Origin of the sequence: Arthrobacter sp. PM3, from assembly GCF_003352915.1 — a bacterium.
Taxonomy (GTDB): domain Bacteria; phylum Actinomycetota; class Actinomycetes; order Actinomycetales; family Micrococcaceae; genus Arthrobacter.
This window is the reverse complement of the sequence record NZ_CP022314.1, coordinates 3,883,057-3,897,827: the sequence shown is the minus strand read 5'-3', so window position 1 is coordinate 3,897,827 and position 14,771 is coordinate 3,883,057. Positions and strand designations below refer to the sequence as shown.

The 14,771-nt window shown below is 62.5% G+C and carries 12 protein-coding genes; 10 read left to right on the top strand and 2 right to left on the bottom strand.

Annotation, left to right across the window (positions count from 1 at the left end):
* The first annotated feature begins 546 nt into the window (after nucleotides 1–546).
* Both CFN17_RS20015 and CFN17_RS17750 read left to right on the top strand, forming a co-directional pair.
* Entirely contained in the window at nucleotides 547–1,152 is a 606-nt protein-coding gene (locus CFN17_RS20015; RefSeq protein ID WP_261792258.1) for an acyltransferase, read from the top strand.
* A gap of 106 nt (nucleotides 1,153–1,258) precedes the next feature.
* Complete coding sequence (locus tag CFN17_RS17750; RefSeq protein ID WP_208749022.1) at nucleotides 1,259–2,497, top strand: glycosyltransferase; 1,239 nt, start codon at nucleotides 1,259–1,261, stop codon at nucleotides 2,495–2,497.
* A gap of 69 nt (nucleotides 2,498–2,566) precedes the next feature.
* Here the strand turns inward: CFN17_RS17750 and CFN17_RS17745 are convergent, their stop codons facing one another.
* On the bottom strand, nucleotides 2,567–2,704 hold the full coding sequence (locus CFN17_RS17745; protein ID WP_208749021.1) for a hypothetical protein: 138 nt from the start codon (nucleotides 2,702–2,704) through the stop codon (nucleotides 2,567–2,569).
* A 57-nt stretch (nucleotides 2,705–2,761) separates the two neighbouring features.
* Here CFN17_RS17745 and CFN17_RS17740 point away from each other — a divergent pair, with 57 nt between their 5' ends.
* Entirely contained in the window at nucleotides 2,762–3,616 is an 855-nt protein-coding gene (locus CFN17_RS17740) for a hypothetical protein (RefSeq protein ID WP_208749020.1), read from the top strand.
* A gap of 83 nt (nucleotides 3,617–3,699) precedes the next feature.
* On the opposite strand, the gene CFN17_RS17735 is transcribed toward CFN17_RS17740, so the two are convergent.
* Nucleotides 3,700–3,951 (bottom strand): hypothetical protein, encoded by a 252-nt coding sequence (locus CFN17_RS17735; RefSeq protein ID WP_208749019.1) that lies wholly within the window; start codon nucleotides 3,949–3,951, stop codon nucleotides 3,700–3,702.
* Nucleotides 3,952–4,458: 507 nt separating this feature from the next.
* Between CFN17_RS17735 and CFN17_RS17730 the strand changes: the two genes are divergently transcribed.
* The 7 genes from CFN17_RS17730 to rsmD all read left to right on the top strand — a co-directional run bounded on the left by CFN17_RS17730 (nucleotide 4,459) and on the right by rsmD (nucleotide 14,766).
* On the top strand, nucleotides 4,459–5,013 hold the full coding sequence (locus CFN17_RS17730; protein ID WP_208749018.1) for a hypothetical protein: 555 nt from the start codon (nucleotides 4,459–4,461) through the stop codon (nucleotides 5,011–5,013).
* Complete coding sequence (locus CFN17_RS17725; protein WP_261792257.1) at nucleotides 5,010–7,133, top strand: glycosyltransferase; 2,124 nt, start codon at nucleotides 5,010–5,012, stop codon at nucleotides 7,131–7,133. Before CFN17_RS17730 ends, CFN17_RS17725 begins: the two co-directional genes overlap by 4 nt.
* A gap of 600 nt (nucleotides 7,134–7,733) precedes the next feature.
* Nucleotides 7,734–9,389, top strand: coding sequence for a DUF563 domain-containing protein (locus CFN17_RS17720; RefSeq protein ID WP_208749016.1), 1,656 nt, complete (start codon nucleotides 7,734–7,736; stop codon nucleotides 9,387–9,389).
* 437 nt (nucleotides 9,390–9,826) lie between these two features.
* Entirely contained in the window at nucleotides 9,827–10,837 is a 1,011-nt protein-coding gene (gene thiL, locus CFN17_RS17715; protein ID WP_208751568.1) for a thiamine-phosphate kinase, read from the top strand.
* 22 nt (nucleotides 10,838–10,859) lie between these two features.
* Nucleotides 10,860–11,921: a DAK2 domain-containing protein gene (locus CFN17_RS17710; protein ID WP_208751569.1), complete on the top strand. Its 1,062-nt coding sequence runs from the start codon at nucleotides 10,860–10,862 to the stop codon at nucleotides 11,919–11,921.
* Nucleotides 11,911–14,160, top strand: a complete 2,250-nt coding sequence (locus CFN17_RS17705) for an ATP-dependent DNA helicase RecG (protein ID WP_208749015.1) — start codon at nucleotides 11,911–11,913, stop codon at nucleotides 14,158–14,160. The genes CFN17_RS17710 and CFN17_RS17705 overlap by 11 nt, the downstream gene beginning before the upstream one ends.
* Nucleotides 14,161–14,184: 24 nt before the next feature.
* Nucleotides 14,185–14,766, top strand: coding sequence for a 16S rRNA (guanine(966)-N(2))-methyltransferase RsmD (gene rsmD, locus CFN17_RS17700; RefSeq protein ID WP_208749014.1), 582 nt, complete (start codon nucleotides 14,185–14,187; stop codon nucleotides 14,764–14,766).
* Nucleotides 14,767–14,771: the final 5 nt, after the last annotated feature.

The window sequence follows — 14,771 nt, the reverse complement described above, 5'->3', positions numbered from 1 at the left end:
GTACTCCTCGACGTCCCGTTCCAAGTCCGTGACGCTGCTGCGGGCGTTCCCGGCGGGGATCAACGCCCAGTGAGCGTGCCTGGCGTCGAAATGCCACGAGACCGCGACGTTCGAGCGGTTCCAGCGCTCCGCGACAGCGTAGACGTCCACCGTGGCGCCGCCGGCCAGCGGGACACTCGCGATAACCTTCGGGTAGTCCCTGTACTCCCACGACCGGGTGACCTCCGAAGGGTGCCCGTGATCCGGGCGGAGGTACTCGTAGGTTTACCGATCGAGGGTAGACGATGCTACGGAGTCAACGTAGGGGGTGTCCCTATGCATTTCGTCAAGCGGTTTGGGCCTGTTGCGCCGAGGCTGTTGGCTCCTGCGGCACTGATCCCTTCGATCATCTGGTCGGGCTCCAGTTATGGTGAGCTTTCATTGCGCCTCCTTGGCGTGGTCGCGGAAGAATGGACGTGGGCGGGACCGGGTTGCTGGGTGGGGTAAATTTGGCGGAATGCAATCACATGAAAATCAGGAAAGTCTCGCCTCCGAGAAGGCGGTCTAGTGCGCCTTTTCGCCTCCCGCGAGAAGTCAGTCCGCGCCCGCGTCTCTGAGCTGGAGCGGGACAACGCGGAACTCCGGGAAACCATTGCAACGCTAAGCCAGAAGGTCGCTGGCCTTGGCCCGCGCAAGGTTGCGTACATACCGCCGTTCGTATTTGTGGATCCCACCGCAGTGCTCGACCCGTCCGTGAACTTGATGGCGGCCGAAGATAAGCCGATCACCATTGGTGCGCGCACGCGGATTGCCCGCCAGACAGAGATGATCGGGCCAGTCACCATTGGTGCGGGGTGCCTTATCAACATCGGAGGGTTCGTTCGCGCGAATGTGACCATAGGGGACAGTGTTCTGGTTGGGCCCTTCACGAGATTCATGTCGGACACGCACGAGCTTGGCGGCCCCACAAAACGTGCAATGAAGCCGATCTGGCCACCCATTGTCGTGGGGGATGGAACGTGGATCGGTTCTGGCGTCACAATCCTGGGTGACGTCACGATTGGCACCGGTTGTGTGATCGCAGCCGGTGCCGTCGTGACGAAGGACGTGCCTGACAACACCATCGTGGGTGGCGTTCCTGCCCGGATCATTCGTCAAATGAGCGACGCCTAGGTGCCCCAGAACCGATCATTTTGACGCAGGGCACGGGGCTGCACCCGTGTTAAGATTCATGAGCAGTCGCGGCTGATGGCCCGTGCAGATATCTTTGGGAGTAGATTTGCTGTTCATAGGCCAGACGCGCTTTAGCCTGTTCCACCCACGGTCCTCATCGTCGGTGGGGGCTGGCAGCGGATTCCTGACGCCGGAAGATTACGAGGTCTACCTCTACTCAGATGAGCGGATCGGGTTGCGCACGGACATCTTCATCAACCAGTCGCTGCCACAGCTCGCTCTCGCCTCCAAAGGCTTCGATCTGTTCCATGTGGTCTCCTACTCGGCTGAGCTGCCGACCAAATTTCAGCGTCTTTTGGAGGACGCCGCGGAGCGATACCAGTTCCTGGTGCTTGATCGCCAATATTCAAAGCCTACGGTTGACCCGCACGACATTGCCGCCCAGGTTCTTGACGGAAGCGATGCGGCGTACGGCGTTTACCAGCTAGATGATGATGGGGTGGTTAGCCTCGATTACTTCGAGCAGATGAGCCAGTACGTGACCGGCGCAAACGCCGGAATGCAAGTTTCTCTCGCAACCGGTATCACTGCCCTGGGCTTTGACGGCAATTACAGTAACTTCCGGTCCTCGTACTGGCCCATGCACTCGATGGGGTTGCTCAGCATATGGCGGCGGGACAATGACGGGTTCCTGATCGGCCCGGACGATGCCCAGCACAACCTTTCAGACCGCACCAACCCCGTGATCGTTGATGCAAGGAAGCCCGGATACTTCTGGGTTCGACACCTCACCCAGGACACGTCCATTCGTGACAGGCTCGGCACGGGGCGGGCGAAGCTCGCCGAGAACCTGCAGCGCTACCCGTCCGTTTCGGAAGACGTTGACCTTGGGTCGATTTTTCCCGCCATCGCGGACCGCATGATCCTCCCAGTCAACGAGCAACTGCTGGATACGGCGGCGAACCTCTCAGAAGTGCCGATTCTCTACCTGGACCGCCCGTCCAGCCTGTTCTCTTTGCGCCTGGATGCCTACTTCGGCGAGGCCGCCGTGACAAACAGCGCACTGGTTAGCCTCCTGCTGATGGATACAAAAGGCGCCGACATTACCGATGAGGTCCTGATCAAGGCTTTGTTGGAAACGGGGATCGGCTTATCAGGCAACCGTAATGTCGGGTTTTATCGTTATCTCAAGACGTCCCCCGGGCGCAGCACGAACTCTTACGAGTTCGCTCTCCCGGAAGGCGTCCTCTGTCGAGGCTTCATCTTCCAGCATTGGATGAACCCTGAAACGACGATTGTTCTGCACTCCGTTGACGTCTTCTCGCAAACTCGAGCATCCGCATAGGCAGTGTCGCCATGGTTGCGTGTGCCCCAACCTTTCGCGTCGGGGCACACGCTTCGTTTCTCACGGCGTTCAGGGCAGTACGGGGTACTGGGATTTCATGACCTTCGGGTAGTTCCCGTACTCCCACGAACGGGAGACCTCCGGCGAATGGTCGGGATCTGGCATCAGATATTCGTGGGTGACGCCTTCGAGGGCGAACTGTGGCATGCCGTCATGGTATCCGGGCGCGAGAGCCACCATGCCAGGCTGGTAGAGTGACTTCCCATGAGCGGCTGGGATGACAGACACAAGGCACCGATCGTGGTCTGGACTTCAGTGGCCGATCTCCGGGTCGACGGCCGGCAACGCCACATAGTCAAACCTGAAGACGAACACCGGCTTACCCTGGACGTTCTACTGGAGCCACGAGACTCCGACACGTTGATCGTGGCCCTGCATGGGGCACTGAATCGAGACGTTTACACGCCTCCACGCTTTGAGTGGATGGGGACACTGGCGGGACGCAAAGAGAGCGTTCTATTTCTCTCGGACCCGACGATTACCCTGTCGGAACGACTCCGACTGGCTTGGTACGTCGGCAATGCGTCCGACAACATTCCGGAGCGGTACGCGCAGCTGATTCGTACAGCCGCCGTGCAGTGCGGCGCCACCCGGGTACTCTTCTTCGGGTTCTCTGGCGGCGGTTTCGCTGCGCTCTCGCTGGCCGCCGTCATGCCCGGCTCTATAGGCATTGCATTTTCTCCCCAGACTTCCATCGGTAGCTATTACGAACAGTTCTCTGACATGTTCGCGGAAGACGTCTTCCCGGAGTGCAGAGACTACGCAGACGTCGAGGCCACCTACGGGAGCAGGGTGTCGCTGTTGGCTAGATACGCCAACGCTGCTCCGGATACAACGTTCCTGTACGCGCAAAATACCGGCGACACCCACCACATGCGCCGACACTACGAGCCCTTCCGGGAATTGACCGAGGGCAGAGCCGGCGCACATTTTCGGCTGCGTGAAGACTCAGACGGGCATACTGTGCCGCCGAAGGAATACCTGCTCGAGATCCTCGACGAATGCGCCTCCGGTGACTTGCAGCCCGCCAGCCCGCGTGAGGCATCCCTCTCCCTCTAGTATCGCCGGCAGCACGCACCGAACACCGTCGGCTCCAATGCAAAGAGCGCCCCACCCGGTGAAGGGTGGGGCGCTTTTCGCACCTAGTCTCCGTCCAGCGGAGTGAACCAGCGAAGGATCTGGTATCGGCGCAGCCACTCGTTGACGTCCGGGACGGCGAGGACCCGCGTGAGGAGGGCGGTGAGCGCCGCTGCCGTCACGATGGTCCCGTTTAGGGCGAGGAATACCCGCGAAGGCAGATAGACCTCGTAGGGCTTCAGCGCCTCGCTGACGGCGGCCAGGGCGCCGTTGAGTCGGGAAGATCCGCCCCTCTCAACGGGGAGCGGCGAAGGCATCTGCCGACGGGGCCGGCCTAAAAAGCCGCTACCGCGTCCCAGACAGAAGTCCGAGCTCGGGCGTCGCGATAATCAACTTTCTCAGTGGACGCCGTCGGCAAGTTGCCGGTGGCCCGAGGAGGCGGGTTCTGGATAGGTGAAGGCGAAGGTAAGGTCTACAGGAGTCATCCGCCATGACGGCCTGCTCGGGGCCGGGCCCCTTCCGAAGCGCCTCGACGACGACGAGAATGGTTGGACCGCGATGGGGGACTGCTGGCGCCGGCGCACCCGATTCACTGCAGTCTGTCCGCTTCTTCCGGACACAATTTGGTCGCGATCTTCGCTTAGCGCGACAGGGAGCGTAACGAGCTCGTGAATGCGCCCGTGGCTCAGAATTCAGACTCGCAAGGGCTTACGCGCGCAGTTCAGGTTCGCGAGGTCGAATCGAGATATCGCTATACAATAAAGGCTGACCGCAACCGCCCATGCCAGCGTGCACAGGTGTGATTCACAATAAATTTGGGGAGCATGATGACGAAGTGGTGGTCTCAGCAGCGGCTGCTGTCGAGGATATTTGGAGTGTTGGCCTTGCTTGGAGGGGTGGTGGCCTTGGCTTCGATGGCGGCCCTGCTTTTCGGGAGCTCTTGGCGGTGGAGCCTCGGTACGATGAGCGTTTCGGCTCTACTTTTCGGGATGGCAGGGACCGCCGCGGCGCGCTGCGTCATACTAGGAATCAACGCATCCCGGCGCGAGTTATCGGCGACCGTCAAGGATCTCTCCGTACAACTCAAGGACCTACGGGGGGTATCGTCGGCGGCGATGGAAACGGTTGAAAATGTGCAGAAAACCGTTCGAGATCACAGCTCTGCCCTGAGCGACCTAGATGGCCGACTTACACGCAGCCTCAAGACCACTAGCCGAAACGTCACAAAGTTGGATGCCACGCTCCAGTCACTGGACCTGAGCCAGCGGCTTGACCAACAAGCTCAGGCCCTCGAACGATCTGCCTTTAATGTCGCGCGGTCGCAACGGCGTATGGAGTTTGAAGTACTGAAAGCTCGCGGAACGGCCGTCGACGAATGAAAGACAATGTGGTGCCGGTCCTTGAAGTTATCGTTCCTGTCTTCCAAGGCAGGGCGTGGGTCGCATCGTGCTTCAAGTCTTTGAATGCCCAGACGCTTGACCGATTCAATTTCCGCGTGACGTTCGTTTTCAATGGCGCGGATGACGGTGCGCGCGGTCTGCTCGTGTCGCTACTTGAGGAGAGTCCTGGACTGGACTTTCGCATCCTTCACTCCGACAGGCAGGGTGCCGCCGCTGCCAGGAACCACGGGCTTGTTGGCATCGAAGCCACTCACATTACGTGGGTGGACGTCGACGATGTGCTCTCACCCGACTACTTGGAACTTCTCTACAGAGAGATCGCCCCGGGTGTGGTACCCGCGGCCCTCCTGGTGGACTTGGACGCGGACGGTACCGTCCACGCAGACGGGCCAATCGCTCAGGACTTTTTGTCGCAGCAAGATCCCCGGTGCACACCTGCAGACGTCCCGCGGTTGCTAACCTACATGGTCGGTAAAGTGCTCCCGTTGGAATGGGTGACAGAGTCTCCTCTCTCGGAGGCGTTAGAAAGCGGAGAAGACGTTGCCTTTTATGGGTCACTCGTCTTGAGGCATGACTTCAGCCTCTCCCTCTGGCCGGGTGTCTCGGGCGCGGTGTACTACCGCAGGAAGGTGCCCGGGTCCGTATCGCGCCGCGAACCGAGTCGCGATTTCATGGTCCGCCAGCGCTGTGACGTCATCGAGCTACTGTCGCGGGCCCTGGACTCGTCCGTTAGTGCTGCCAACGAGTCGGTGGTCCTGGGTTTCATGAATTCGCAGGCTTCATTTATCCGTCGCTTCCTCGAATCCCACCCGGAAGAACGCCGGTCGGTGATGGATGAGATTACGGCCCGGAAGATCCGACGGTTCCCGTGGAGGGTTACGGTCGGCGTCCCTCACGATCTAGTGATCGCGTACAATTTTGCTCCGTACACGGATACCGGAGCGACGATTGTGTCTAAGCGAATTCGTGAAGCGGGACGCCCTGTCGACGTCATCAGCAATCAAATGGGAAAGGCCAGAGAGTCGCGAGACGAAAACTTGCTGCTGGCCGCACCCTACATCGCGCAGCACCATCAGCTTTCAGCCCCGACCACATTCGGCCACCCAAAGGGTGTGAAAAGCTTCGTCGATCACGGAATGCGAGTGTATGAGAACTTGAGCCGTGCCGGTCGCAGCTATGAGCGCATGTACAGCCGGAGTATGTGGCCAGCCTCACATTTCTTGGCTGCGAGGATCAAAGCAGCCGATCCTACGATTGTCTGGACGGCCGAATTTTCTGACCCAGTCCGCCTGACGACCATGGGTACCTTTCGGAGTGGCGATTTGGCTGGAACAAAGTTATTCGAATCGTTTCGCGATCTCGCCGACAGAGAAGGCTTTGAGCTTCTGCTCGAGGACCCGGATCTTTTCAAGTGGGCGGAGCTACTGCCGTATCTGATGGCGGATCGCCTGGTATTCACCAATGATCACCAGCTTGAGACTATGACTGACTATGCCCCGCCAGAGATCCATGACCTCGTGCGGTCAAAGGCAGTGATTGCGGTTCATCCCACTTTGCCTAGAGAGTTCTACGCTATGGGCAACGCGGACGCCCCCCCAGCAGGGAAAATCAATATCGGGTATTTCGGTGATTTCTACTCCACCCGGGGCCTCCAGGAGGTGTTGCAGGCCTTACGCTCCCTGGACCGTGCTCAGCAGGAGAATTTGTGTCTTTCAGTTTTCACCAGCAAGGCACCGAAGGACCTCGACGAATCGAGCGGAGGGGACCTCAGCCACGTTCTGCGCACAGGGCCCCGCGTCTCCTTCCTGGACTTCCTTGCCACATTGGACACATTCGACGTCCTGATTGTGAACGATGCGGCTACGGCGGAGCATCACATACGAAATCCATATCTGCCTTCAAAACTGAGCGACTATCGGGGGGCCCGACCGAAGATTTGGGCAATCGCGGAGCCCGACAGCCCGCTGTCGCGGTTCCCCGCTGACCTCTCCAGTGCCCGTGGCGACGTGCAGGGCGCCCGACGCGTACTGCACGACATCCTAGGACACCGACCGACGCGCTGTCCTGCCGAGTCGAGAGGACCGGCCGTTGGCGTCTGACCTGGCAGCTAGGCGGACGGGTCGCCCTATGCCAATTCGATGGGGTGGTGGACGCCCGGAGCCGGCAAGAGTTAGCGTGAACGCAGGATATTCCGATTCCACGGTTCGTTCTTGCCTCCGAGGTAATTTCGACGATTCGCCATGAATCAATCGCCGGCGACCGCACTCAACTCGGAAAGGACCAATGATGGCCTGCGACGTTGACAGGCGTCAAATAGGGCCAATACCCGTTGGGCTTCGATTCGTCGAATAGACAGATGCCGATGCATCGGGTGACGATGCAGACCCCCTAGTGCAGAAAACAGAGATGCTCGCTGAACGGACGATCGCGAGCATACGGAAGAGCTCCTAAAGTGCCCGCATATAAAAAAATCAAAGGCGGCGCACGAGTGTCAAAATCAAATAACTGAACCTAGGGCAGTGCTGCCAACTGCAATAAGCTATAGGATCTGAGAATAGACAATGAGACTGCCAAATCTCAAATTAGGCCTGACGGAAGGCTCCGTTTCTCCGAGGGATGTACCCTCGGCATGTACGGAGCGGCTCACTGCTGTCGCCGAAAGAATGGGGTCCGCGAGGGTGCGACGCAGTGCTCGGTTGATGGAAGCCATCGAACACCACGCCTTGGCCCTGCACTTCGGCGAGCGGATTGAAGTACTCGATATATGTGCCGAGCCGCACCAGGAGTTACGAGTTTGGGAGGAGTTCTTTCCGAATGCGGACGTACACGGAATCTACTCGAAAAACGCTGACTCCATCCATTGCGATGTTCCGGAAAACACAGATGTGTCCCAGCGATTTGGGGCGGAATTCTGGGCGGACATGGCACTTCAGCGATCACCCCACCTCATCATTAGTGATGGTCGCTTAAGCCACTGCCAACAGCTAGAGCTGTTTACCTACCTTTTTCCGGTTGCGGAGCCGGGGGGTGTCCTGGTTTTCGAGCACCGAGGCCGTAGTGGGAAGAGTTCGGCGGATGACGAAAATGTATTGCACGCCTTGCTTTACAAAATCGTGGACTCTGATTTTGACAGCTCATCATTGCTGGCAAAACGAGACGACTTCCTGGGCTACTGTGCCCGAAATATTGCGGCAATCGAATACATTGAGTGTGGTGTCGTAATCCGCAAACGAATATTCGAACAACATAAATTCACGGCAAGGCCCTTGAGCGCGCTAGCCGAGGAAACGTGGACGGTTGATGAACCGAGTACATACAGTCGGGTGACTCCAAGGATTTTCGGGTCGACAGTCATGGACCAGCGTACACGGGATTTGATCCGAACACTTGGAGCCCGCCCCGCCCCGGAAGGCCAGGTTGGCGTAATCAGCGGCGTTACCGTGTTGGACGGAGGGATAGTCATAACGAGCGACGGTCATGTCATTGAGGAGTCGTTTATTAACGCTCGTCATTTGTCTCGACGGGGTTCGCTTTTTCGCGTGGGTGTTAGCGAAATATACGTGTCTGAGCGTTCGATATCGGCACAGCAGACGCTTGTCGGCGATACGTATGCAATTGTAAAGCAGACCTGGGACTCAAACTTTGGTCACTGGCTAGTTGACACCCTCCCGCGTGTAGCAAATTTGGGGGAACGGTTTCCGTTGGCGTCTCTAAAATTCGTGCTAAATGGCGCCGCCCAGCCGCGCATTCGAGATCTGCACACAGAAGGCCTTGGGCTATTCGGAATTAATGCCGATCAGGTCGAATTCGCAGACTGGCGTCCGATTTTCGTGGAGCATGCCGTTTATGCAACGCCCATGACGATACCTCCGTTTACTAAGTCTCCTCACGCGATCTCTATACTCGAAGGGCTGGTTTCTAGATGTTCGCCCGAGGTTAGATCTAAGTTCTCTGGAACTCGCAGGATTTATCTGACTCGAAACAAATATCCTCGAAGAAATCTCGTTAACGAGGAAGACATTTTACCGGACGTTCTGCGTGCGGGCTATGAAGTAATCGCACCTGAAGAGTTGTCACTTGAGGAGCAGATTGCGTTGTTTGCTTCGGCAAGCCATGTCATTGGCAATATGGGTGCTGCGTTTTCTAGCCTTGCTTTCAGTCCTTCCTGCGTGAAGGTTTTCGTGTTAGCCACTGAGTTCATGTTGCATGATTACTTTTATGACCTTGTTTGTCACAAGAATGGCGAATACTGGGCCCTGCAGGGAACTGCCGTCGGTTCCGATCTGGACATTGGTTCGGATTTCTCGGTCGATGCAAATGTATTCCGTGAACTTTTGGTGGAGTTTAATAGATAAGATTTCCGTTCTGCAGTTCTTCGCAATGAGTAGCGGTTTCTTTTGGCTCTCCTTTGCCTGAAAGTGGACTGGCTTAACGACTGGAATTTCTGAAATTGGTCCTTATGACTAGTTTATTTGTAATAGAACAGTTGCTTCCCCGAAGTCTATGGGCCCCTCGGCTCACGGGGACTTTCGAGGCGATAGTTGCCGACTTGTCATTGGTGAAGACGTCGTTTTGCAGGCGGCCATTACGTAACCGGCAACTTCGCGATTACCGTTGACGACGCTGCGGCCGTCACTAACGGCGTTGGAGACACGGTAGCTGGGCTTCTCAGGCACGAGCGTTGACGGGCCTGGTTCCGTCAGTCTGTTGGGTCTGGCGGTAGCGTAGGGCTGTGCCTGAAACTCCCGCGCCCGAAGTCCCCGTTTCCGACGCCCTCCCGGCGGACATTGAGCTGACCGTGGCAGGGCTCTCCGAGTCCCAGCTGCTGGAGCGCATCTTCCCGCGGCTTGACGCGGGCCCGGCCGCCGCGGAATCTCTGATCCTGGGGCCGGGCGACGACGCCGCCATCGTCGCGTCCCCGGACGGGCGGACCGTGCTGAGCATCGATACCCAGGTGGCGGACCAGGACTTCCGGCACCAGTGGAACAACGGCTACCGGACCACCGGGTACGACGTCGGCTGGAAGGCCGCCGCGCAGAACCTCAGCGACATCAACGCCATGGGCGCCCGTTCCACCTCCCTGGTGGTCAGCCTGACCATGCCGCCGGAGACCCCGGTGGCGTGGGTGGAGGACTTCGCGGACGGCATCACGGCCGGCATCCGGGACCTGGGCGCCACGGGCTGCGCGGTGGCCGGCGGCGACCTCGGCCGCGGCCGTGAGCTCGCGGTCAGCGTCGCGATCCTGGGCACCCTGGACGGCAAGGAGCCTGTCCTCCGCTCCGGCGCCCGGCCGGGGGACACCGTGGCCCTGGCCGGCACGGTGGGCCGCGCCGCCGCCGGGCTGGCGCTGCTGGAGTCGGACACCGGCTTCCGTGACCTCAGCGCGGGGCAGCGGGACCTCATGGACACCCAGTGCCGGCCGCGGCCGCCGCTCGCGGCAGGCCCCGCCGCACGGGACGCCGGAGCCTCCGCCATGATGGATATCTCGGACGGCCTGGTCCGGGACGGCAACCGCCTCGCCGCGGCCAGCCACGCCGTCCTCAACCTGAACCCCGCCGCCCTGAGGGAACTCACCGGCCCGCTCCTGCCGGCGTCGGACCTGCTGGGAACGGACCCGATGCTTTGGGTGCTCGGCGGCGGCGAGGACCACGGGCTGCTGGCCACATTTCCGCAGGACGTTCAGCTGCCTCCCGGGTTCACTGCGATAGGCTCGGTAGAGGCCCCTGCACCAACGGACAGCACGGGCGTGAAGATCGCGGGCCGGCCCGCTGACACTGTGGGATGGGATCACTTTGCAGACTAAAATTGCCGCGAACGCGCAAGCGATGAAGCGGTGGTTGAGCAAGGCGGAAACAACGCTCGGGAACCACAGCGACCGCCTGAACGCCATCAACATCTTTCCCGTGGCCGACGGCGATACCGGCACCAACCTCTACCTGACTGTCCGTGCGGCGGCCCACGCGCTGCGCGAAACGGTGCCGGACACGGCGGCCATGCCCCAGATCACCGCCGAGCTCCTCAGCGCCGACCCGGCGGTGCACGTGGTCGGGCCGCCCGACCCCGCGCACAACGACGTCGGCGCCGTCCTCTCGAGGGCCGGGCAGGCCGCTATGGAACAGGCCCGCGGCAACTCCGGCACGCTCTTTGCCGTGTTCCTCTGCGCCGCCGCCGAGCCGCTGGCCGGCCATGCCCGGCTCAGCTCCCCGCTGCTGGCCACCGCCCTGGACCGTGCCCAGCTCCGGGCCTGGTCCGCGCTCAGCGAACCCGTACCGGGCACCATGCTCTCGGTCATGGAAGCCGCCGCCCGGGCCGCAGCCGCCGTGGACGCCGAACACGGCGGCGACGACAGCAACCACACCCTCGGCCTGGCCTTGGACGCCGCCGTCGAAGCCGCCTTGGCCGCCGTCGTCCGCACCGAGGACCAGCTCGCAGCCCTGCATACCGCCCACGTGGTGGACGCCGGCGGCGTGGGAATGCTCCTGATCCTGGACTGCCTGCGTTCGGCCGTGCTCGGCGAGGAACTCCAAAGCGAACTCCTCGACGGCCTGCACGGCTACGACGTCCAGGACCCGCACATCCACGCCGACATGCCGCGCGACGACGGCGTGGAAGTCATGTGCACCATCTCCCTGTCCCCGCTGGACGCCGCCATGCTGCGGCAGCGGCTCGACGAAATGGGCGACTCCGTGATCATGAGCCAGGTCGGCGGCGACGCCGACGCCAATGGTGCCTACCGGTGGCGTGTCCACGTCCACGTCCCGGCCGCGGATGCCGCCGTCGTCCTCATCCGTTCGCTCGGCGAGCCCGACGACCTCTCCGTGAGCGAACTCGCCGTGCCGCGCGACCCTGCCGCCGATCCCCGAAACCCCGACGGACATGCACGCTGAACTTGAACTGGGCCTGGAACGGCGGATCGGAAAACGCTCCGCTGCCGTCATCGAAAAACACCTCGGCATCACTACTGTCGGCGGGCTCCTGAACTACTTCCCGCGCCGTTATCTCAACCGCGGGGAGCTGACGCCCATCAGCGAGGTGCCGCTGGACGAGGACGTGACCCTGATCGCCCGGGTGGTCTCCAGCACCACCCGGCAAATGCGCGCCCGCCGCGGTTCGATCACCGACGTCGTCATTTCCGACGACGCCGGCACCGGCCCGGGGCCTCGCGGCGGGGCCCTGCCGGGGACCCTGAAGATCAGCTTCTTCAACGCCTACCGGGCCAGGGCCGAGCTCCAGCCGGGCCGGCGCGCCCTGTTCTCCGGCAAGGTCACCCGCTACGCCGGCTCCCTGGGCCTGACCAACCCGGACTTCCAGCTCCTCGACGAGGACCCGGACACCCCGGGCATGGACCCGGAGCAGCTCGCCGCCATGCCCATCCCGATTTACCCGGCCACGGCCAAACTCACCAGCTGGTCCATCCAGAAGGTCGTCTCCACCCTGCTGGACACCGCGGAGTTCGAGGACATCGACGACCCCCTGCCGGCCGGGATCGCCGCGCGGGAGAAATTCCTGCCCGTGGCGGACGCCTACCGTCTCATCCACGCCCCGCAGACCCCGGCGGACTGGCAGCGCGCCCGCGACCGCTTTCGCTACCAGGAGGCCCTGGTGCTGCAGTCGGCCCTGGCCCGGCGCCGCGCCCAGCTGGCCGCGGAGGAAGCCACGGCGCGCCGCCCCGTTGCCGACGGGCTGCTGCCGGCCTTCGACCGCCAGCTGCCGTTCACCCTGACCGCCGGGCAGGCCGCCGTCGGCAAGACCCTCGCCGGGGAACTCGCGCAGGACTCGCCCATGAACCGGCTCCTGCAGGGCGAGGTGGGCTCCGGCAAGACCATCGTGGCCCTGCGCGCCATGCTTCAGGTGGTCGATGCCGGGGGACAGGCTGCGCTGCTGGCCCCGACCGAGGTACTCGCCGCCCAGCACTACGAATCGATCCGCCGCACGCTGGGCCCGCTGTCCCGGGACGGGCTCCTCGGCGGGCTGGGCCCGGACGCCGTCCAGGTCACGCTCCTCACCGGTTCGCTGCCGACCGCCGCCCGCAGGCAGGCCATGCTGGACGCAGCCTCGGGGACCGCCGGTATCGTGATCGGCACCCACGCGCTCCTGAGCGAAAACGTCACCTTCTATGATCTCGGACTGATCGTGGTGGACGAACAGCACCGCTTCGGCGTCGAACAGCGCGATGCCCTCCGGGCCAAGGCCAGCCGGCCCCCGCACCTGCTGGTCATGACCGCCACCCCGATTCCCCGGACCGTGGCCATGACCGTGTTCGGCGACCTCGAAACCTCTGTGCTGGACGAACTCCCCGCCGGCCGCGCCCCGATCTCCACCCACGTGGTGGGGCTCGCCGAGCACCCCGCCTGGGCCAGCCGGATCTGGTCCCGCGCCCGGGAGGAGATCGACGCCGGCCATCAGGTTTACGTGGTCTGTCCCAAGATCGGCACGGACGACGACGGCGACTTCAGCCCCGGCGAAGCCGAACCATCCGCCGCGGACCTGGAGGGCGAGAACGGCGCGCGGGAACTCGCTTCGGTCACCGGCGTCGTCGACCACCTCCGGGACGAACCCGCACTGTCCGGCGTGCCGGTGGCGCCCCTGCACGGCCGGCAGGACCCCGTCCTGAAATCCGAGACGATGGCGTCCTTCACGGCTAACCAGACGAAACTGCTGGTCTCCACCACGGTGATCGAGGTCGGCGTCGACGTCCACAACGCCACGCTCATGGTGATCCTCGACGCGGACCGGTTCGGCATTTCCCAGCTCCACCAGCTCCGCGGCCGGGTGGGCCGCGGCGGGCTCCCCGGGACCTGCCTGCTGGTCACCACCCTGGAACCGGGGCATCCGAGCCGGCGGCGCCTCGACGCCGTCGCCGCCACCACCGACGGGTTCGAACTCTCCCAGGAGGACCTCAAGCTGCGGCGCGAGGGCGACATCCTGGGCGCCTCGCAGTCCGGCGGCCGGTCCACCCTGAGGCTGCTGCGCGTGCTGGAGCACGAGGACGTGATCGCCCGGGCCCGGCAGGACGCCCAGGCGATCATCGGCGCGGACCCGGACCTGGGCTGCCATGCCGGGCTCGCCGCCGCCATTGACGATTACCTGAACCCCGAGAAGGAGGCGTTCCTTGAACGCGGCTAGGACCACACGGCACGGGCACCGCCCATGAGCCGTATCATTGCCGGTGCCGCCGGCGGCACCCCGCTGGCCGGCGTGCCCGGGACCATGACCCGGCCCACCACGGACCGCGTCAAGGAGGCCCTGTTCTCCCGGCTGGACGCCTTCGACGTCATCGCCGGGGCCCGGGTACTGGATCTCTACGCGGGATCGGGCTCGCTGGGCGTGGAGAGCGGCAGCCGCGGCGCCGGCTCCGTGGACCTTGTCGAATCCGACGCCAAGGCCAGCGCCGTCTGCCAGCGCAACGCGGACCTTATTAACACGGTGACAGGCCGCAAGGTGGTCACGGTGCACCGCTCCAAGGTCGAATCGTTTCTGGACCGGACCGCCGCGGCCGTGCTGTGGGACCTGGCGTTCCTGGACCCGCCGTACCCCCTGGACGAGCCGTCGCTGGCCGCCGTGCTGGCCAAGCTCACGCCCCACCTGGCCGAGGGCGCCGTCGTGGTGGTGGAACGCTCATCCCGTGCCCCGGAACCGGACTGGCCTGACGGCATCGAACGGTTCGCCGAGAAGAAATACGGGGAAACCCGGCTCTGGTTCGCCGAGCCCGGTGTGGAGGCGGGGGACTGACGCAG

What these genes read in the sequence shown, in the direction of transcription:
- CFN17_RS17705 (WP_208749015.1), top strand. Translation starts at nt 11,911, where the DNA reads ATGCACGCTGAACTTGAACTGGGCCTGGAACGGCGGATCGGAAAACGC.
- CFN17_RS17710 (WP_208751569.1), top strand. Translation starts at nt 10,860, where the DNA reads ATGAAGCGGTGGTTGAGCAAGGCGGAAACAACGCTCGGGAACCACAGC.
- rsmD (WP_208749014.1), top strand. Translation starts at nt 14,185, where the DNA reads ATGAGCCGTATCATTGCCGGTGCCGCCGGCGGCACCCCGCTGGCCGGC.
- CFN17_RS17720 (WP_208749016.1), top strand. Translation starts at nt 7,734, where the DNA reads ATGGAAGCCATCGAACACCACGCCTTGGCCCTGCACTTCGGCGAGCGG.
- CFN17_RS17745 (WP_208749021.1), bottom strand. Translation starts at nt 2,704, where the DNA reads ATGCCACAGTTCGCCCTCGAAGGCGTCACCCACGAATATCTGATGCCA.
- CFN17_RS17735 (WP_208749019.1), bottom strand. Translation starts at nt 3,951, where the DNA reads ATGCCTTCGCCGCTCCCCGTTGAGAGGGGCGGATCTTCCCGACTCAAC.
- CFN17_RS17740 (WP_208749020.1), top strand. Translation starts at nt 2,762, where the DNA reads ATGAGCGGCTGGGATGACAGACACAAGGCACCGATCGTGGTCTGGACT.
- CFN17_RS17725 (WP_261792257.1), top strand. Translation starts at nt 5,010, where the DNA reads ATGAAAGACAATGTGGTGCCGGTCCTTGAAGTTATCGTTCCTGTCTTC.
- CFN17_RS17730 (WP_208749018.1), top strand. Translation starts at nt 4,459, where the DNA reads ATGATGACGAAGTGGTGGTCTCAGCAGCGGCTGCTGTCGAGGATATTT.